The sequence below is a fragment of the Pseudomonas sp. TWR3-1-1 genome, assembly GCF_049896545.1.
Taxonomy (GTDB): domain Bacteria; phylum Pseudomonadota; class Gammaproteobacteria; order Pseudomonadales; family Pseudomonadaceae; genus Aquipseudomonas; species Aquipseudomonas weihenstephanensis.
In genome coordinates this window covers 44,143-64,306 of sequence record NZ_JAFCUO010000007.1, presented here as the reverse complement: position 1 = coordinate 64,306, position 20,164 = coordinate 44,143, and the positions used below count along the sequence as shown (strand labels likewise).

The window sequence follows — 20,164 nt, the reverse complement described above, 5'->3', positions numbered from 1 at the left end:
CCAGTAGCTCGCTGTTGCTGTAGGCGCTCAGGCTTTCAAGGCTGGGGCGCAAGGCGCTGGCCAGTGCGGGCGGTAAGGGGCCTAACTCGGTTTTCAGCGTGTCGAGCGCCGTCGTGGCATCGCTTAAACGCAGGGCATCGCCGCTGGCCAAGTAATCTTCAATATTGCGCGCGACCTGATTCTGGAACTGCTGTGACAGGTTGACGTAACGCTCCATCAATAAAAATGGCCGCTCCAGCGCGTGTTGCGACCACCACAACGTAGCGCCGAGAGCGAGGCAGACGGCGACCAGCAACGCAGTATTGAGGTTGGTAAGCAGCTTCAGGCGCATGTGGGATTTTGCCTACGACGCATTGAGAAGCGGCTGAAGTTATTGCACTGGCGTTACAGCGATGTGACGGAATCCTGCAATTCCATGCAAATAGTGGCAATTGGCCTTGCCGGGTGGTAGCGCTCGACCAGATTGCGTCCATTATTTTTGGCGCGGTACAGCGCTTCGTCCGCCTGCGAGGCCATGATCAGGCCGTCAGTGTCGCCCTTGAGTTCAACCACGCCTGCGCTGAACGTGCAGCACAGATCGGTGGGCTGCGCCGGGTAATGGATTTCGGCAAAGCGCTGGCGAATGGTGTTCAGCACCTTGTGCGCGGCCTCCTGGTCCGTGTCAGGCATGACGATGGCGAATTCCTCGCCGCCGTAACGGCCAATGAAATCGGTCTTGCGCAGGCGTTGTTTGAGAAACAGCGCCAGGCTTTTGATCACGCGGTCGCCCATTGGGTGGCCGTAGGAGTCGTTGACCCGTTTGAAATGGTCGATGTCGATCATCGCAAAGCTCAGCGGACGGTCTTCGCGGCGTGCGCGAAAGGTGCAGTCTTCGAGCAGTTGCAGGATGTGAGTGTGGTTGTACAGGCCGGTGAGGCTGTCACGCACCATGCGCGCTTTAAGGTGCCGCGCACGGGCAGCCCGGTTGCGCACGGTGGTAATCAAATGGCGCGGCTTGATGGGCTTGGTCAAAAAGTCGTCGCCGCCCTCGCTCATGGCGTCCAGTTGCTTGTCCAGGTCGTCTTCGGCCGACAAGTAAATGATCGGCACGCTGACGTAGCGATCATTGTGGCGGATCACCTTGGCCAGTTCGGTGCCGGTGCAGGCGGGCATGTACATGTCGAGGATGATCAGGTCGGGCTGGAAATCCGCCAGTTCAGCCATCGCCTGAATCGGTTCGATGAGGGTGCGGGTGACGATGCCGGCGCTGTTGAGCAGGCGTTCGGTGTGCAGCGCTTGCGCCCTTGAATCGTCGATGATCAGCACTTTGTACGGTTCGTACTGCGCCACGCAGGTCAGGACCTCGATTTTTTCCATCAGGCTGGAGGCTTCGAGGGTGCCGGTCAGAAACTCTTGCCCGCCTGCGCGCACAGCCGCCAGACGGGTCGGGGTGTCGGTTTCGTGCAGGCTGAAAAATAACAGGGGCAGCTTTTGCTCCAGGCCCAATTGGGCTTGTGCCGCCAGCTCCAGGCCCAGGTTTGCGCCACTGAAGTCCACGTCCATCACAATCGCGGCCGGCAAGCGTTCGACCATCGCACTGCGAAACGCTTTGACGCTGGTGATTGATTGCGCGCCCAGGCCGAAGAAATCCAGCTGTTTAGCCAGCCGTTCAGCACGGTCAAGGTCTTGCAACAAGATGTAGACGGGTTTGCGCAGCGGCGGCAGGAACGTCTGCTCCAGTTGATCGCCGTGGCGCAAACCGGTACGCGACAGGCGCTGCATCAAACGGTTGAGGTCGCTAATCAGCGTGCTGCTCAACCGCCCACCATTGGCATCAATGTGTTGCAGTGCGTCGCTGATGGCGCGCGCCAGTTGTGAGTGCTCGGGTTGTTCAAAGCGTTCGGCAAAGCGCAGCAGGCGTTGATTCGCCTCGCTGAGTTCGGCCAGGTCTGGCGGGGACCACTCGTTGCCCTGCAAGCGTTGCCAGATCTCAAGAATTTGACGTGCCTGGTGGATGACCCGTTGGGCAAAGTGGTTCTTTAGGCGCTCGCGGCTAGGGTCTTCTTGCTCGGTCATATCCTGACTGCTTCGTGAGGGGGCATGCTGAGGTTCGACTGGTGGCTCTATGCTAGCACCTCTTTCAAAATGCACGAGTCCCCGCTTGAAATTAACTGCCAGCGTGCCATTTTTAATCGTTGCGATGGGTGTGGCAGCGTCGCGAGCATGATTTATAGTGCCGCTCGCGCCACCAGACCGTCTTGTTGCAGATCAACCTGCAGGCGATTTAAAGCAGGCACCGAAGGCACGATGGGTTAGGGTTGTGGTCGAACCGTTGAATTCAGTAATCGAAAGGATATAGCCATGCTGGACTGGAAAAAACGTGAGGGCAGCGCCCGCGAATCGGTCAAAGAGACCAAAACAGCGCCGCGTGGCTATTTCAAAAGCATTCTGCTAAGCCGCTCAATCGCGACGCTGTTGGGCGTGTATGTGCTGGTATGCCTGGGCTTTGGCTGGTATTGGAGCCAGGAGCCTGACCTGTTCCCGGTGCAGCAAAATGCCCAGCAGGCGGCTGACCGTGACGGCAAGCAAATGGTGCCGGGGTTCACCACGGTTGAAACCCTCAAAACCGTGGCCGGTACGCTGCTCAACAAGCCTGGCGGCTATTTGTCCAATGACCGCTTCCCGCCAGGCGTGCTGCTCGACAACATCCCAAGCTGGGAATACGGCGTGCTGGTGCAAGTGCGTGACCTGACCCGCGCCCTGCGCAAAGACTTCGCCCGCTCGCAATCGCAGTCGGCCGAAGATGCGGATTTGGCCAAGGCCGAGCCACGTTTCAACTTCGACAACAAGAGCTGGATGCTGCCATCCAGCGAGTCTGAGTATCAGGAAGGCATCAACTCGCTGAGCCGCTACCAGGCGCGCCTGTCCGACCCGAACCAGAAAAACGCACTGTTCTACGCCCGTGCCGACAACCTGAACAACTGGCTGGGTGATGTGGGCACGCGTTTGGGCTCGTTGTCGCAGCGCCTGTCGGCCAGTGTGGGCCGGGTCAAGCTCAACAGCACGCTGAAAACCGAGTCCTTGCAACCGGGCCAAGTGCCGGTGGTGGATGAAGAAATCGTCGAAACACCGTGGATGCAGATCGACAACGTGTTCTATGAAGCACGCGGTCAGGCATGGGCGTTGTCGCACCTGTTGCGCGCCATCGAAGTTGACTTTGCCGACGTGTTGGCTAAAAAGAACGCAACGGTCAGTGTCCGTCAGATCATTCGCGAGCTGGAAGCAGCACAAGAGCCTGTCTGGAGCCCGATGATTCTCAATGGCAGCGGTTATGGCATGTTGGCCAACCATTCGTTGGTCATGGCCAACTACATCTCCCGCGCCAATGCGGCGGTCATGGACCTTCGTCAATTGCTCTCACAAGGATAAGTGATGGCTATTTCAGCCTTGGAGGCCGCGCACCGTACGGCCTCTGATGCCGAGCAAGTCGCCTGGGTCGATCGTGAAGACCGGTTACTGGGTGTCTTGCCTCGTGCCGAACTGCGTGACCGAGGGTTAATCGGGCGCGGCACGTTCATTCTGTTATTCAATTCGGCGGGTGAGCTGTGCGTGCATCAGCGCACGCTGAGCAAGGCGCTGTACCCCGGCTACTGGGACGTGGCGGCGGGCGGCATGGTGGGGGTGGATGAAAGCTACGCCGACTCCGCCGCCCGCGAGCTGCAAGAAGAGCTGGGTGTCAGCGGTGTGCCGTTGACTGCCCATGAGCGCTTCTACTTTAAGGGTGAGGATAATCACCTGTGGTGTGCGGTGTTTTCAGCCATCTGGGACGGGCCGTTGCAGGTCCAGCCTGAAGAAGTGCAAAGCGCCAGCTTTATGCCGGTGGCCGAGGCGTTGCGCCGCAGTCAAACCCAGCGCTACTGCCCGGACTCACTGGCGGCGCTCGAACGTTACCTGGTCCAGACCCGGACAATTTCTTCGTAGGCGCAGGTGAAGGCGCCGTGGTGTGAAAACGTTTGTAAATTGCCGCTGATTGGCTCTTGGGCACCGGCGATTTTGTCGTTACACTGCGCGACCTTTTTCAGGCTCAAGCGGTTCGCCGCCTGAGTTGCGCTGCCCCTGCCAGAGTGGGGCTTCGCGGTCGGTAACCCCTGATGCTCCCGCGTCATGTGCTGGCCAATTTTTCGTCCTCCATCTAGAGGATTGCCGGTGGCCAAAAAAGCCGCATCCTTCGCCGCCCTTGGTGGCTTGGTATTTTCCACCGACGCAGGTCGTCACTGTCCGGACTGTCGTCAGCCGGTGGACGCCTGTACCTGCAAACAAACCCGCATCCCCGAAGGTGACGGCATTGCTCGCGTGCGCCGCGAAAGCAAAGGCCGTGGCGGCAAGACCGTGACCACCATCACCGGTGTGCCACTGGCCGAAGACGCCCTCAAAGACCTGGCCACTACGTTGAAAAAACGCTGTGGCACCGGTGGTGCGTTGAAAGACGGCATCATCGAGATCCAGGGCGAGCACGTTGATCTGCTGTTAGCCGAATTGGTCAAACTCGGGTTTAAAGCCAAGAAGTCCGGCGGCTAGCAGCCTCTGTGAAAACCACCGCTGAGCCAGGCTGTTGCCCCACCGGGCTGACAGTCACCGCTGGCCATGGTTTTCACAGAGCCTGTTACGACGGGTTTCTAAACTCCACGCTGTGATCAGGGTCTACCCCTGTGCAGACGAATCTTCATATTCACGCTTTAGACTGCGCCAGCTTGCTTTCAGGCTGGGCTATTTGACTTATTTATAGGGGACTTCGATGTCCGTACGACGCACACGCAAAGACGATGGCAGCCAATGGACAGTTGCGGACAGCCGCAGTGTTTACGGGATTCGCCATTGGGGGGCCGGGTATTTCGCGATCAATGAAGCCGGTCGCGTAGAAGTCCGTCCGAACGGCCCGAACAGCTCGCCCATCGATCTGTACGAGCAAGTCGACGAACTGCGTAAAAGCAGCGGTTTGTCCTTGCCGTTACTGGTGCGTTTCCCGGATATCCTGCAAGACCGTGTACGCCAACTGACCGGCGCTTTCGATGCCAACATCGAGCGTCTGGAATACCAGAGCAAGTACACCGCGCTGTACCCGATCAAGGTGAACCAGCAAGAGGCGGTGATCGAAAACATCATCGCCACCAAAGACGTGTCGATTGGCCTTGAAGCCGGCTCCAAGCCTGAGCTGCTGGCCGTGCTGGCGCTGGCCCCTAAAGGCGGCACCATCGTGTGCAACGGTTACAAGGACCGCGAGTTCATTCGTCTGGCGCTGATGGGCCAGAAGTTGGGTCACAACGTGTTCATCGTGATCGAGAAAGAGTCCGAAGTGGACCTGGTGATCGAAGAAGCGGCCTCGCTCAAGGTCAAGCCACAAGTGGGCCTGCGCGTGCGCCTGTCGTCCCTGGCCTCCAGCAAGTGGGCAGACACCGGCGGCGAGAAATCCAAGTTTGGTTTGTCGGCGGCGCAGTTGTTGTCGGTGGTTGAGCGCTTCCGCGCCGCCGGTCTGGACCAAGGCATTCGCCTGCTGCACTTTCACATGGGGTCGCAGATCGCCAACCTGGCTGACTATCAGCACGGCTTCAAAGAAGCGATTCGCTACTATGGCGAGCTGCGCAACCTCGGCCTGCCGGTAGACCACATCGACGTGGGCGGCGGTCTGGGCGTGGATTACGACGGCACGCACTCGCGCAACGCCAGCTCGATCAACTACGACATGGACGATTACGCCGGTGTTGTGGTCGGCATGCTCAAAGAGTTCTGCGACGCGCAAAACCTGCCGCATCCCAACATCTTTTCTGAAAGCGGCCGCTCCCTGACCGCGCACCACGCCATGCTGGTGGTGCAAGTGACCGACGTCGAAAAACACAACGACGACGTGCCGCTCATCGAGAACAAAGAAAGCCTGCCTGAAACCGTGCAATGGCTGGTGGACCTGCTGGGCCCGACCGACATTGAAATGGTCACCGAAACCTACTGGCGTGCCACGCACTACATGAGCGACATTGCCGCCCAGTACGCAGACGGCAAGATTTCCCTGGCTGAAAAAGCCTTGGCTGAGCAATGCTACTTCGCCGTTTGCCGTCGCCTGCACAACTCCTTGAAAGCGCGTCAGCGTTCGCACCGCCAAGTGCTGGACGAACTCAATGACAAGCTGGCCGACAAGTACATCTGCAACTTCTCGGTGTTCCAGAGCCTGCCGGACACTTGGGCCATTGGCCAGGTACTGCCGATTTTGCCGTTGCACCGCTTGAACGAAGAGCCGCTGCGCCGTGCCGTGTTGCAAGATTTGACCTGCGATTCTGATGGCAAGATCAAGCAATACGTCGACGAGCAAAGCATCGAGACCAGCTTGCCGGTCCACAGCCTGAACGAAGGCGAAGACTATTTGCTGGGCATCTTCCTGGTGGGCGCTTATCAGGAAATCCTCGGTGACATGCACAACCTGTTCGGTGACACCGACTCGGTGAACATCTACCAGAACGCTGACGGCAGCGTGTACCACGCCGGTATCGAGACCCACGACACCATCGAAGACATGCTGCGCTACGTGCACTTGTCGCCCGAGGAGTTGATGAATCACTACCGTGACAAAGTGGCCAGCGCCAACATCAGCGTCAAAGAGCGCGCCCAGTACCTGGACGCCTTGCGTCTGGGCCTGACGCGTTCGTCGTACCTGTCTTCGTAAGTTTCGCCACGCCTAGAAAACGCCGCCCATTGGGCGGCGTTTTTGTTTTGCGCAGGCGCTGGCGAAGTGCGCTGATTAGCGGGGATGGAACCATTCGTCTTTGCGCTGCATGCGCCATGCACACGCACCCAGCGTGACGCTGCGCAGCACCATGAACAGCAGAAAACTTATCCACAGCCCGTGATTGCCATACTGGTGCAACGCCCAGGCGACGGGCAGGGCGATGATCACGCTGATCACCATCGCGTTACGCATTTCACGGGCACGGGTGGCGCCAATGAACAACCCGTCCAGCAAGTAACTCCACACCGCGATCAGCGGCAACAGCGCCAGGTACGGCACGTACTGGAAGGCGGTGTCGCGCACGCTCGGGATGTCGGTTTGCATTGCGATAAACAAATGCCCGCCGAACAAAAACAGCACCGCAAACCCTGCGCTGGCAATCAGCGACCAACCGCTGGCCACCACCATCGAGCGGCGCAAGGCGGTGCGATCGCGGGCGCCGATGGCGTGGCCGCACAGGGCTTCTACGGCGTGCGCCAAACCGTCCAGCGCATGCGCCGCCAACAACAAACCGTTGAGCAACAGTGCATTGGCCGCCACCGTGGCATCGCCCAGTCGCGCACCTTGCAAGGTGATGAGGAAGAACACCGATTGCAGCATCAGGCTGCGGATGAAAATGTCGCGGTTGACCCCCAGCAGCGGTTTCCAGTTGTGCCACACCCGCAGCGCGGCCCACACCACCGTGCCCGGAAACCGGCGCAGTGCGCCGCGAGTCAGCCACAGGCCGAGCAGGGCGCCGCTCCACTCGGCAATCACCGAGGCGCGCGCCGAACCGACCACGCCCCAGTCCAGCCCCAGGACAAACCACAGGTTGAGGGCGATGTTCACCAGGTTGGTGGTGAGCAAAATCGCCAGCGGTGCCCGCGCGTTTTGCGTGCCCAAAAACCAGCCGACCAACGCATACGTGGCCAGAGCTCCGGGCAAGCCAAACAGGCGCGTGTGGAAGAAGTCCAGCGTCAACGCGTGCAGCTCGGCTGAGGGCTGCATCACGCTCAGCGCGATCCCGCTGAACGGAATCGCAATGGCCCCCAGAAACAGGGAGAGCAACACGCTAAGAGACAAGCCTTGCAACAAAATTTGCCGCAACGCCGTACCGTCTCCGCGCCCGGCGGCCTGGGCGGCGAAACCGGTGGTGCCCATGCGCAAAAAGCCCATCATCCAGGCCAGGAACACATACAGGCTGGCGCCCACGGCGACGGCACCCAATTGATGGGCGTGGGGCAAGTGGCCGATGACCGTGCTGTCGACCAGCGCCACCAGCGGCACAGAAATATTGGACAAAATCATCGGCGCCGCCAGCGCCCAAACCCGGCGATGGGTGAGGCGGTCGCGCCAGTCGGCAAGCAGGGAAGACGACATGCAGGCTCCTTAAGGGGGCGGCATTGTAACTGGATGATGGCTGGCGTAGTGGCTGTCGAGGCACGAAGGCGGCGAGAGGCGACCATCGATCGCAGCCTTCGTGCCTCGACAGCGACTACACGCGGCGCGCTGTTATATAGTCCCTCGCTTAAATGCCTAGCCAACGAGTACACCATGTTTAACAAAGGACTGTTCCTGGCCTGCGCGCTGGCGCTGCTGAGCGCTTGCGACTCTTCCTCTTCCGGCAAGCCTGCGGCGCCCACGGCGTCTGTTGCAGCGCAAGCCGCCAAACCGGTGCAGGATGTCAAAACCCTTGCCGAGCGCTACGCCGGGCGCGAGTTAAGCGTGGTGGATGTTTCCGAAGTGCAATTGGACGGTGCCAGCACCTTGTCCGTGAGTTTCTCGGTGCCGTTGGACCCGCAGCAACATTTTGGCGATAAATTGCATCTGGTGGATGCCAAGACCGGCAAGGTCGACGGTGCCTGGGAACTCTCCGACAACTTGATGGAGTTGCGCCTGCGCCACCTTGAGCCGCAGCGCAAATTGATCCTCACGGTTGACCCCGGTTTGCGGGCAGTCAACGACGCCAAACTGGCTAGCGAGTATGTCAGCCGTCTCGAAACCCGCGACTTGCAACCCACTGTCGGCTTCGCCAGCCGCGGCACGCTGCTGCCGACCCGTCTGGCCGAAGGCTTGCCCGTCATCGCGCTGAACGTCGATAAAGTCGATGTGGAGTTCTTTCGGGTCAAGCCCGAATCCTTGCCGGCGTTTCTCAGCCAATGGGGCCGCAACAGCAGCCTGCAAAGCTATGAAGCCAAGGACCTGCTGGGCATGGCCGACCTGGTATACGGCGCGCGCTTTGACCTGAATCCGGCACGCAATACCCGCGAAACCGTGATCCTGCCCACCTCGGGCATCAAACCGTTGCAGCAGCCGGGGGTTTACCTGGCGGTGATGAAAGCCAGCGGCACTTACAACTATTCAACCCCCGCCACCCTGTTCACGCTCAGTGATATTGGCCTTTCGGTACACCGTTATCAGACGCGTCTGGATGTCTTCACTCAGGCGCTGGAAGGCGGCAGTGCGCTGGGCGACGTGGAGCTGGAACTGCTCGATGGCAAAGGCAAAATGCTCGCCCAAGGCAAGACCGGCAAGGACGGCCATGCCGAGCTGGCATTGCCACCCAAGGCCGAGGTGCTGTTGGCGCGTCAGGGCGATCAAACCAGCCTGCTGCGTTTGAACACCGCCGCGCTGGACCTGGCCGAGTTCGACATCGGCGGCCCGCGGGCGCACCCGCTGCAATTTTTTGTGTTTGGCCCGCGTGATTTGTATCGCCCCGGCGAAACCGTGTTGCTCAACGCCTTGCTGCGCGACCGTGATGGCAACCCGGTCAAGCCACAGCCGGTGAGTGTTGAAGTGCGTCGCCCGGACGAGCAGGTCAGCCGCAAGTTTGTCTGGGAGCCGGATGCATCGGGTTTCTACCAATACCCGCTGCAACTGGCCAGCGAAGCCCCGACCGGGCGCTGGCAACTGGTGTTTGATCTGGGTGACGGCAAGCCGCAGCTCTATGAGTTTTTGGTTGAAGACTTCCTGCCCGAACGCCTGGCGCTGGAACTCAAGGGCAGCGATACGCCGCTGCGCCCCGATCAAACCGCCGAGATTCAGGTCAATGGCCGCTATTTGTACGGCGCCCCGGCGGCCGGTAATCGCCTGAGTGGTCAGGTCTATGTGCGTCCTTTGCGTGAAGCGGTTAAAGCCTTACCCGGCTATCAATTTGGTTCGGTGACCGAACAGGAATTGACCCAGGACTTTGAGCTCGATGAAAGCGTGCTCAACGCGCAAGGCGAAGAAACCATCAGCCTTGAAAGCAAGTGGAGTGACGCCAAATCGCCGCTGCAATTGATCGTGCAAGCCAGTTTGCAAGAGTCGGGCGGACGCCCCATTACCCGTCGACTGGTGCAACCGGTGTGGCCAGCCGAACGCCTGCCGGGGGTGCGCGGTCTGTTTGAGGGCACTGAAACCAACGGCGACGGCCCGGCTGAATTCGAGGTGCTGATTGCGGACAACGCGGGCAACAAACTGGCGGCCGATAACGTCAACGTGCGGCTGATTCGTGAGCGCCGTGACTACTACTGGAACTACTCGGACAACGATGGCTGGAGCTATCACTACAACGAGAAGTTTTTGAATCTGGGCGAAGAAACCGTGAGCCTCAAGGCAGGCGGCACGGCTAAAGTCAGTTTCCCGGTGGAATGGGGCCCGTACCGGGTTGAAGTGCAAGACCCGAAAACCGGGCTGATCAGCAGCCTGCGATTCTGGGCCGGGTATCAGGCACAAGACAACGCCGAAGGCGGTGCGGTGCGTCCCGATCAGGTCAAGCTGGCCTTGGACAAAGCCGCGTATGCCGATGGCGACACGGCCAAAGTCACCGTCACACCGCCCGCCGCAGGCAAAGGCTACTTGCTGGTTGAAGGCAGCGACGGTCCGCTGTGGTGGGAAGAAATCGACGTGCCGGCCGAGGGCAAAACCTTCGACGTCAAACTGGATCCGCGCTGGGCGCGTCACGATTTGTATGTCAGCGCGCTGGTGATTCGTCCCGGCGAGCGCAAAACCAACATCACCCCGAAACGCGCCGTGGGCGTGCTGCACCTGCCGCTGGATCGTTCACAGCGCAAGCTGGCGCTGACGCTGGATGCCCCGCAAAAGATGCGTCCCAAGCAACCGCTGACGGTCAAGATCCACGCCAAAAATGCAGACGGCAGCATCCCCAAACAAGCCCATGTGTTGCTGGCGGCGGTGGACGTGGGTGTACTCAATATCACCGACTATCCGACACCCGACCCGTACGCCAGCCTGTTTGGGCGCAAGGCCTATGGTGCTGACCAACTGGATATTTACGGGCAACTGATCGAAGCCGGGCAGGGCCGTTTGGCCAGCATGGCGTTCGGCGGTGACGCGGCGCTGGCCAAAGGCGGCAAGCGCCCGGCCACCAGCGTGACCATCGTCGCGCTGCAAAGCGCCCCCGTGACCCTGAACGAGCAGGGCGAAGGCGAAGTCAGCGTCAACATTCCCGATTTCAACGGCGAGCTGCGCTTGATGGCGCAAGCCTGGACCGACGACCGCTACGGCATGGCACAAGCCACCACCGTGGTCGCCGCACCGCTGGTGGCCGAGCTGGCTGCGCCGCGTTTCATGGCGGGCGGCGACGAGACCCGGCTGGCGCTGGACCTGTCCAACCTCACCGACACCCCGCAAACCCTCGATGTGCGTTTGAACACCGAAGGTCAACTCAGCCTGCTGGGCCTGGACACGCAAAAAGTGACGCTCAGCCCCGGTCAGCGCAGCACCTTGCAGATCCCGGTCAAAGCCCTGGGCGGCTACGGCACCGGGCAGGTGAACGTCACGGTCAACGGGCTGAACCTGCCCGGTGAAACACTGGCGCCGTTCACCCGCCAATGGACCTTGGGCGTGCGCCCGGCGTACCCGGCGCTGCTCAAACATTACCGCGCCGTGCTTAACGATCAACCGTGGAGCCTGCCCGAAGGCGAGTTGCAGGCGTTCGAGCCGGCGGGGCGTGAAGCCATGCTCAGCCTGTCGAGCCGTCCGCCGTTGAACCTGGGCGAACAGATCCGCGCGCTCAAGGCGTACCCGTACGGTTGCTCCGAACAAACCACCAGTGGTTTGTACCCGGCGTTGTATGCCGATGCAGCCTTGCTTAAACGGCTGGGCCTTGAAGGCGAGCCGGATGCCGAGCGTAAACGCAAAATCGAGATGGGCATCGAACGCCTGCTGGGCATGCAGCGTTACAACGGCAGCTTCGGCCTGTGGGGCGCAGACGGTCAGGAAGAGTATTGGCTGACGGCGTATGTCACCGACTTCCTGTTGCGCGCCCGCGACCAAGGTTACGCGGTGCCGCCTGACGCGCTGAAAAAGGCCAGCGAGCGCCTGCTGCGATACGTGCAGGAGCGCAACCTGATCGAAGCTGATTACAGCAACAACCTCGATCACACCCGCTTTGCCGTGCAAGCGTACGCCGCCCTGGTATTGGCGCGCAGTCAACAAGCACCGTTGGGGGCGCTGCGCAGTATTTTTGAGCGTCGCAGTGATGCGCGTTCGGGTCTGCCGCTGGTGCAACTGTCGATTGCCTTGCAAAAGATGGGTGACCAGCCTCGCGCCGATCAAGCCTTGGTGGCGGGTTTGGCCGTGACCCGCACAGCCAATGAGTGGCTGGGTGATTACGGCAGCCCGCTGCGTGATCAGGCGCTGATTGTGGCCCTGCTCGAAGAAAACAACCTGATGAGCGGCCAGCGCGAAGCCCGTGTATTCGCGCTGTCTGACCAACTGGCCGCCAACCCGTGGTTGTCGACCCAGGAGCGCAACTCGTTGTTCCTCGCCGGTCGTGATTTGCTGAGCAAACCTGAGCAGGACTGGTCGGCGCAACTCACCAGCGCTGGCCAAACCCGTGAGCTGAACAACGCCCAGCCGGGGCTCAAACTGGAGGGGCCGTTGTTGGCATCACCGCTGACCCTGCGCAACCAAGGCAGCGTACCGGTGTACCAACAGCTGACGATTTCGGGTTATCCACAGCAGGCACCCGCCGCGGGGGGTGAAAACATGAGCATCCGCCGTGACTATCTGGGCATGAACGGCGAACCGTTGAACCTGAAAAACCTGCAAAGCGGCGATCTGGTATTGGTGCACCTGGCCGTAACGGCCAAGCAGCGCGTACCGGATGCCTTGGTGGTGGACTTGCTGCCAGCGGGGCTTGAACTGGAAAACCAGAACCTGGGCCAGAGCGCTGCCAGCCTTGAAAACGCCAGCAGCCAGGTCAAGCAATGGCGCGAGTCGATGCAGAACGCCAGCGTGCAGCATCAGGAGTATCGCGACGACCGTTACGTGGCCGCCCTCAACCTGGACGGTTATGGCACCGCGCACTTGTTGTACCTGGCGCGGGCCGTGACGCCTGGCACCTACCGTGTGCCGCCACCGCAAGTGGAGTCGATGTACCGTCCCAACTGGCAAGCCGTAGGCGAAACACCGGGTGACATGGTGATCAAGGGCCGCTAACTCCCCCTACAGCAGGAGTGAGGCCCGCTCGCTCCTGCTGCACGGTGTTTCAGCTAATGACCCAACTCAACACCCACAGCCCCAATAGCAGCCAGATGACGCCACCGATGATGGACGCCCGCATGAAGGCGCGTACCGCGTTGTACAAAAACAGCAACCCGATGACCAGCACGGCGATGCTCACGATCGAGGTGTCCATGCCCAGCGCACGGGCCATGCCATCGATGAAATTACCGCCCGCCTGGGTGATCGCGTTGAACAGGCCACTCAGGCTTTCGACGATCCAGCGCACCAACGTGCCCAACCATAGGCCCAGATTTCCAACAAAACTTTCGACGTGCATGGGGGATGTTCCGATTAATAAGACGGCCACTGTGCCAGAGATACCCATTGGGCAACCAGTCAGGATGCAAAGTTGCGTAACCCGCGAATGTTAGTGTCGACCCGGCTTAAAAAGATCCTGTGCTGCAGCCTCGCCAGCGTGCTACTGGCGTGCGCCTTGCTGTGGCTGGCCGACCGCGTGTGGCCGCTGCCGTTGCCCAAGGATGACTTGGCCCGCGTGGTGCTGGCCGAAGACGGCACACCGCTGTGGCGCTTCGCCGATGCCAACGGCGTGTGGCGCTACCCGGTGAGCACGGACCAGGTGTCGGCGTATTACCTCGACGCGTTGCTGACCTATGAGGACCGCTGGTTTTTCCGTCACCCCGGCGTTAACCCGTTGGCGCTGGGGCGTGCGGCGTGGCAAAACCTCACGGGCGGGCGCGTGTTGTCGGGCGGCAGCACCTTGTCGATGCAAGTTGCGCGCCTGCTCGATCCGCACGATCGCACACTGACCGGCAAGGTGCGCCAACTGTGGCGCACGGCGCAGCTGGAATGGCATTTGTCCAAGGACCAGATCCTCAACCTGTACCTCAATCGCGCGCCGTTTGGCGGCACGTTGCAAGGTGTTGCGGCGGCCAGTTGGGCCTACTTGGGCAAGTCGCCGCAGCACCTCACGCATTCCGAAGCGGCGCTGTTGGCCGTGCTGCCACAAGCCCCGAGCCGGTTGCGCCCTGACCGGCACCCGGCGCGGGCGCAGGTGGCGCGCGACAAAGTGCTGCGGCGCGTGGCCGAGTACCGGGTGTGGCCACAAACGGCGGTGGACGAAGCACTGCAAGAGCCGTTGTTGCTGGCTCCACGTCTGGAGCCAAGCCTGGCGCCGTTGCTGGCGCGGCGCTTGAATCGCCCCCACAGCCCGCCGCTGATCCGCACCACACTGGATGCCAACTTGCAGCGTCGCCTTGAAGACCTGCTGCTGGGCTGGCGCGCCCGGTTGCCCGACCACACCTCGGCGGCCATTGTGGTGGTCGAGACCGAGAACATGGCGGTGCGTGCGTACTTGGGGTCGGTGGACATCAACGACACGCGGCGCTTTGGCCATGTGGACATGATCAGCGCGCTGCGTTCGCCGGGTTCCACGCTCAAGCCGTTTTTGTACGGCATGGCGATGGACGCAGGGCTGATTCATTCCGAGTCACTGCTGCAAGACGTGCCACGGCGCTACGGCGATTACCGGCCGGGGAATTTCTCGATGGGCTTCAGTGGCCCGGTGTCGGCCAGCGCGGCGTTGGCCATGTCGCTTAACCTGCCTGCGGTGCAATTGCTCGAAGCCTACGGGCCGAAACGGTTCGCCGCGCACATGCGCAATGGCGGCGTGCCCTTGAGTTTGCCTGCGCTGGCGGAACCGAATCTGGCATTGATTCTGGGCGGCGCAGGCAGCCGACTGGAAGACCTGGTCAGTGGTTACAGCGCATTGGCGCGCGACGGTAAAAGCGCCAATTTGCGCTTGCAACCCAGCGATGAACTCCACGAGCGTCGTTTGTTATCGCCGGGTTCAGCATGGGTTATCCGGCGCATCCTCAGTGGTCAGGCACGCCCTGATCGTGACCCTCGTGCCGAACTGGTGCAGCGGCCGTCGCTGGCGTGGAAAACCGGCACCAGTTATGGCTTTCGCGATGCACTGGCGATAGGCGTGGGGCCGCGTTATTTGATTGGCGTGTGGATCGGGCGCCCTGACGGCACGCCGGTGCCCGGCCAGTTCGGCCTGGCGTCGGCAGCACCGCTGATGCTGCAAGTGCACGATGTATTGAGTAACCGCGACAGCCAGCGCGGTATTGTCGCGCCGGTGCAAGCGGTGCCGGGCAATGTCGGGGTGGCGGCCATTTGTTGGCCGTTGGGGCAGCCGCTGAACAAGGCAGATCCTAACTGCCGACGCCAGCGCTTTGCCTGGACGCTGGATCACACCACGCCGCCCACCTTGCTGGCGGCGGACCAACCTTTGGGCGTGGGCTTGCGCGAAACGATATGGGTCAATGCACAAGGTTTACGTGTGGGGGCGCAGTGCCCCGGCGCGCAGGAGCAAGACGTCGCCCTGTGGCCTGCGCCGCTGGAGCCGTGGCTGCCCAGGGTTGAGCGACGTGAAGCGCGCTTGCCCAAAGCCTCCACGCAGTGCCCGCCGCCTGCGCTGCATTCGGTCACGCCGCTGTCGATTGTGGGCGTGCGCGACGGTGACCGTTTGCGCCAGCCTGCCGCCAGTGTGCAAGCGCTACGGCTCACGGTGTCGGCGTTGGGTGGGGACGGGCGCCGTTGGTGGTTTCTCAATGGCGCGCCATTGGGCGACAGCGCTCACCAGGACTCACTCAGCACCACGCTTGAGCAACGCGGGCGTTATGAGCTGAGCGTACTCGACGAAGGCGGGCAAACTGCGCGGGTTGGGTTCAGCGTGGTGGAGTAACTCGCTGTAGTTGCTGGCGCAGGTTGCGCTTAAGCCCGTGGGGCTGTCGAGGAAACGGGCCTGCCAGGCAGTCCATCGCAGCCTGCGGCAGCGACTACAGCCAAGGTGTCAATTACGGTTATAGCGTTCGTTATAGTCGGCTGACGAAGTTTTTTAAAACGTGAGAAATCCGTGATATCCAGGGTTTTTTTAACCCTGATCCCTCCCTAAGTATTAATCCCCAAGAGTATTAAACGCCTCGTTATATAAGGGGTTAATACCAAGTTGTGAATTGTTCAAACGGACCCTTGGGGTTGTTATGTCTGTAACGGATGAACGTATCTCTGACGACAGAGCAGAGAACTTTCGAACTCAGGCAAGCAGGTGCAAGGGAATCGATCATGAATACTCAACTGTGGTTAAAAACAAGTACTGCCTTACTGTTGGTCATGACTGTCAGCCTGTCGGGTTGCAGCAGCGGCGGTGGCGGTTCTAAAAGTCATGTGGCTGCCAGTACCCCCGACAGCAGCACAGGCGGAGGCGATGGCGGTACGGGCGGCGGAACCGATGGTGGAACTGGCGGTGGCGATGGTGGCGGAACTGGCGGCGGCACAGGCGGCGGCGATGGCGGCGGAACCGGAGGTGGCACAGGCGGCGGTGATGGCGGCGGAACTGGTGGTGGCACGGGCGGCGGCGATGGCGGCGGAACTGGTGGTGGCACGGGCGGCGGAACTGGTGGTGGCACAGGCGGCGGCACCGGTGGCGGAACTGGTGGTGGCACAGGCGGCGGCACCGGTGGCGGAACTGGTGGTGGCACGGGCGGTGGCACGGGCGGTGGCACCGGTGGCGGAACTGGCGGTGGCACGGGCGGTGGCACCGGTGGCGGAACTGGTGGTGGCACGGGCGGCGGCACCGGTGGCGGAACGGGTGGTGGCACGGGCGGTGGCACGGGCGGTGGCACCGGTGGCGGAACTGGCGGTGGCACGGGCGGCGGCACCGGTGGCGGAACGGGCGGCGGCACCGGTGGTGGAACAGGCGGAGGCACTGGCGCAGGGACCACGCCGTTAGTCACCGGTCAGGTTGTCAGCCAGATTGGCACGGCGCTCGGCGGTGTGGGCACAACGGTCAGTGGCCTGGGCAACACCTTGACCACCGTACCGGTGGTAGGCGCAGCCGGCGGTCTGGTGGTCAATACCGGTAATGCGGTGACCTCGGTCACAGACGGCATCACCAAGGGCATCGGCACCCTGGGCACTGACAAAGACTCGCTGGGCATCACTGTGGCAGGCGCGACGACTGCGGTGAGCGACCTGGGTAAAGGTGTCACATCGCTGGGCACGGGTGTCAGCACCCTGATCGACAACACGCCGATCAACCAGATACCGGTGGTGGGCGGTGTCGTGAATAAAGTCACGGACGCAACTGGCGGTGTGGTGGGCAATTTGGGCAATACCGTCACGATGCTTGGCAATACCTTGACCGGCTCTGTCACGACCGGACCGTTGGGTAAGGTGACGGGCGGGGTGAATGACAAAGTGCTGGTGCCGGTGATCTCGCTGGTGGAAAACGTCACCGGCAAAGTGGGCACAACGACAGGCGTTGGCGCTCCCGTGGACGGTTTGCTGAACAAAGTAGGCACGGTGGTGGGTGGCCTCGGTGACAAGGTGGCGGGCACGGGTAATGGCAACCCGGTCACCAGCCTGGTAGGGGGTGTGTTGGGCGGCGTCGCGGGTGCAACCGATAAAGCCGGGGGCTATGTCAATCCTGCTCCGGCCACCGGAGGTGGCGCGGGGGGTGGTTCAGGTGGTTTGCCGGGCATCGCTGGCGCCGGCTTGCTGGAAACCGTCGGTGGCGTGGTCAACGGTGTCAGCACCGGTCTGGCAGGTGGCAGCACCAGCGGTGTGGTGGATGCGGCGGGCGCTAATGGCAATGCCCTGGGCAATACCGTGGCGTCCATCGGTGGGGCGTTGGGCGGCACAGGTGTCGCAAATAACGCAGCCGGAGCGCCTTTGGCCGCAGTCACCACCACGGTCGGCACCGCGCTTAACCCGGTCACCAGTGCGGTGACGACGGTCACGCAAAACGTCGGGGCGGCGACGGGCGTGGGCGCACCGGTCAGTGGCCTGCTCAATCAAGTGGGCGGTGCAGTCAGCAGTGTCGGGGTCAAAGTGGATGCGGGCAGCAACAATCAAGTGGTGAGCGCGGTCGGTCAAACGGTCAATACCGTGGGCGCTACAGTGGGGGCTGTCGGGGGGCTGTTGAACGGTGGCACACCCGCCCAGGGCGGGGCTGCAACCGGTGGTCTGGGTGGCGTACTCGGTGGCCTGGGCAATCTGGGCAAGAAAAACTAACGAATTGCACCTGGCCGGTTCGACGGCCTTACCTACAGCGCCTACAGTTGGTTGAGACGAGAGGTTCAGATGAATCTCTCGTCTTTTTTCATGCGAGGAATGTAGGAATTGCACCGGGTAGCGTTGCAGTCAGACGACGCGTCCACCTCGTCATGTCGCGGTTGTTGACCAAGGAGTGTCATATGCGTACTTGCGTTCCTCTTCTGTGTCTGGCTTTGACCCCGTATGCGTTGGCTGAGCCGCTGCCGCGTTTTCTCAACAGCAATGACACGATGCAAACCCTGCCCACGCCCAACCTGCCGGTCGATGCTTATCGCCCGCAAAAGCCTGCGTTGCAACTACCCAAGCCTGGGGCCGTCGAACCACCGCCGCTGGTCATGGGCACGAAGCTGACCATTCGTAAATTGCAGATTGAAGGGGGCACGGTGTACCCGCTCAAGGAGTTGGGCGCGGCGTATCAACCGCTGCTTGGGCATGAAATCAGCCTGGCACAACTGATCGATGCCACGCGCACCCTCACCACGCGCTATCAAACCGATGGTTATCTGCTGTCTTACGCCTATCTACCGCCGCAGGACTTTGCGCAAGGGCTGGTGCGGGTGGTGCTGGTGGAAGGCTACATTCGTGACTACACCGTGCAAGGCGATGTCGGTCGGGTGAAAGGCTTTATTGATGAGTTGGTGGACAAGCTCAAGGGCGAGCGCCCTTTGACGCGTAAAACCTTTGACCGTTACGCAACGTTGATGGGCCGCATTCCGGGCGTCACCCTGCAAGCGCAAGTGCCGCCGCCGGGCACCACCGATGGCGCCTCAACCTTGACCATCAACGCCAGCCGCAAGCCGTTCACCACCAGCATGAGCCTCACCCAAGGCAGCCGTGACAGCACGCAGGCGTTGTTGGGTGTGAGCAGCAACTCGCAAACGGCGATGGCTGAGCAACTGACGTTGAGCGGGCTGTTCCCGCCGGGTAACGACAAAGAACATTACTACCGCATCGACTACAGCCAATACCTGAATGCCGAAGGCACCCAGTTGAGCCTGTACGGTGCGCGTTATCGCAGCGACCCCGGCAGCAGCATTGCCACCAGCGACGGCTTTGAACTCAAACCGCACCGCGAGAATGATCGCTTCTCGATTGGCGTCAGCCACCCGCTGATTGCCGCGCCTAACCAGTGGCTCAGCGTCGGCACGCGTCTGTATGGGGTGAACGACAGAACGGATTACGATGTGGTCGGTTTTCCGGTCAGCATCAGCGAAAAAACCGATGTGCGCGCCTTGGCGTTTGAGGGGGATTGGCGCAAATCCAATGCCAAGCAATTGCGCATCGTCAGCGCCGGTTTGTATCAGGGCATGAAGGGCTTGGGTGCCAAGAGCGAAACCAGCCTGACCGGTAACCAATACGACCTCGATTTTTTCCGCCTGCGCCTGTCGGGCGTACAGAGCGACACCTTCTTTGAAAACTGGCAGGGCGTGATGTCCGGCGCGTTGTATTGGAGCAGCGACAGCCTGCCCGACAGTGAGCGCGCGGTGTTTGGCGGGCAGAACTTTGGCCGTGGCTACCCCGACGACCAAGCCTCCGGCGACAAAGGCTGGGGGGTGGCGTATGAGGTCAACTACAGCTTTAACCGGGACGGTGAGTGGGTGAAATTGCTGCAACCGTATGGGGTGCTGGACAAGGCCAAAACCTGGTTCAACGATTTACCGTTCAAAGGTTCGGACATGTCATCGGCGGCCGTGGGCCTGCGTTTTGGCGACAAGCGTTATTACAACATCGCCCTCGAAGTGGCCAAACCCATGTCCGACATGGCGCTGGACAGCTTCAACCGTCGCCCGCGCTACACCTTGAGCTTCAGTTACCAGTTGTAAGACGTACTTGGGGTGG

Annotated in this window: 11 protein-coding genes; 8 read left to right on the top strand and 3 right to left on the bottom strand. The window is 61.3% G+C overall.

Features of this window, described 5'->3' with window-relative positions; translation table 11 throughout:
* Nucleotides 1–384 precede the first annotated feature (384 nt).
* Nucleotides 385–2,055, bottom strand: a complete 1,671-nt coding sequence (locus tag ACP7A4_RS15990; protein ID WP_059763398.1) for a response regulator — start codon at nt 2,053–2,055, stop codon at nt 385–387.
* A 285-nt stretch (nt 2,056–2,340) separates the two neighbouring features.
* On the opposite strand from ACP7A4_RS15990, the gene ACP7A4_RS15985 reads away from it, so the two are divergent.
* The 4 genes from ACP7A4_RS15985 to speA all read left to right on the top strand — a co-directional run bounded on the left by ACP7A4_RS15985 (nt 2,341) and on the right by speA (nt 6,691).
* Entirely contained in the window at nt 2,341–3,408 is a 1,068-nt protein-coding gene (locus ACP7A4_RS15985) for a DUF2333 family protein (RefSeq protein ID WP_048364356.1), read from the top strand.
* A 3-nt stretch (nt 3,409–3,411) separates the two neighbouring features.
* Entirely contained in the window at nt 3,412–3,960 is a 549-nt protein-coding gene (locus ACP7A4_RS15980; RefSeq protein WP_203303006.1) for an NUDIX hydrolase, read from the top strand.
* Nucleotides 3,961–4,185: 225 nt separating this feature from the next.
* On the top strand, nt 4,186–4,557 hold the full coding sequence (locus ACP7A4_RS15975; protein ID WP_048364354.1) for a translation initiation factor Sui1: 372 nt from the start codon (nt 4,186–4,188) through the stop codon (nt 4,555–4,557).
* A 217-nt stretch (nt 4,558–4,774) separates the two neighbouring features.
* Complete coding sequence (gene speA / locus ACP7A4_RS15970) at nt 4,775–6,691, top strand: arginine decarboxylase (protein ID WP_048364353.1); 1,917 nt, start codon at nt 4,775–4,777, stop codon at nt 6,689–6,691.
* Nucleotides 6,692–6,766: 75 nt separating this feature from the next.
* Here speA and ACP7A4_RS15965 read toward each other — a convergent pair whose 3' ends face one another.
* Entirely contained in the window at nt 6,767–8,113 is a 1,347-nt protein-coding gene (locus tag ACP7A4_RS15965) for an MATE family efflux transporter (protein ID WP_426247764.1), read from the bottom strand.
* A gap of 174 nt (nt 8,114–8,287) precedes the next feature.
* Here ACP7A4_RS15965 and ACP7A4_RS15960 point away from each other — a divergent pair, with 174 nt between their 5' ends.
* Nucleotides 8,288–13,180, top strand: coding sequence for an alpha-2-macroglobulin family protein (locus ACP7A4_RS15960; RefSeq protein WP_426247763.1), 4,893 nt, complete (start codon nt 8,288–8,290; stop codon nt 13,178–13,180).
* Nucleotides 13,181–13,229: 49 nt separating this feature from the next.
* Here ACP7A4_RS15960 and ACP7A4_RS15955 read toward each other — a convergent pair whose 3' ends face one another.
* On the bottom strand, nt 13,230–13,523 hold the full coding sequence (locus tag ACP7A4_RS15955; protein ID WP_048364350.1) for a hypothetical protein: 294 nt from the start codon (nt 13,521–13,523) through the stop codon (nt 13,230–13,232).
* A gap of 87 nt (nt 13,524–13,610) precedes the next feature.
* On the opposite strand from ACP7A4_RS15955, the gene pbpC reads away from it, so the two are divergent.
* From pbpC to ACP7A4_RS15940, 3 genes are all read left to right on the top strand, one after another.
* Complete coding sequence (pbpC, locus tag ACP7A4_RS15950) at nt 13,611–15,953, top strand: peptidoglycan glycosyltransferase PbpC (RefSeq protein WP_426247828.1); 2,343 nt, start codon at nt 13,611–13,613, stop codon at nt 15,951–15,953.
* Nucleotides 15,954–16,333: 380 nt separating this feature from the next.
* The gene (locus tag ACP7A4_RS15945; RefSeq protein WP_426247762.1) at nt 16,334–18,283 is read left to right on the top strand and encodes a collagen-like triple helix repeat-containing protein; all 1,950 of its coding nucleotides are present in this window, start codon (nt 16,334–16,336) and stop codon (nt 18,281–18,283) included.
* 182 nt (nt 18,284–18,465) lie between these two features.
* Nucleotides 18,466–20,148: a ShlB/FhaC/HecB family hemolysin secretion/activation protein gene (locus tag ACP7A4_RS15940; protein ID WP_203303001.1), complete on the top strand. Its 1,683-nt coding sequence runs from the start codon at nt 18,466–18,468 to the stop codon at nt 20,146–20,148.
* Nucleotides 20,149–20,164: the final 16 nt, after the last annotated feature.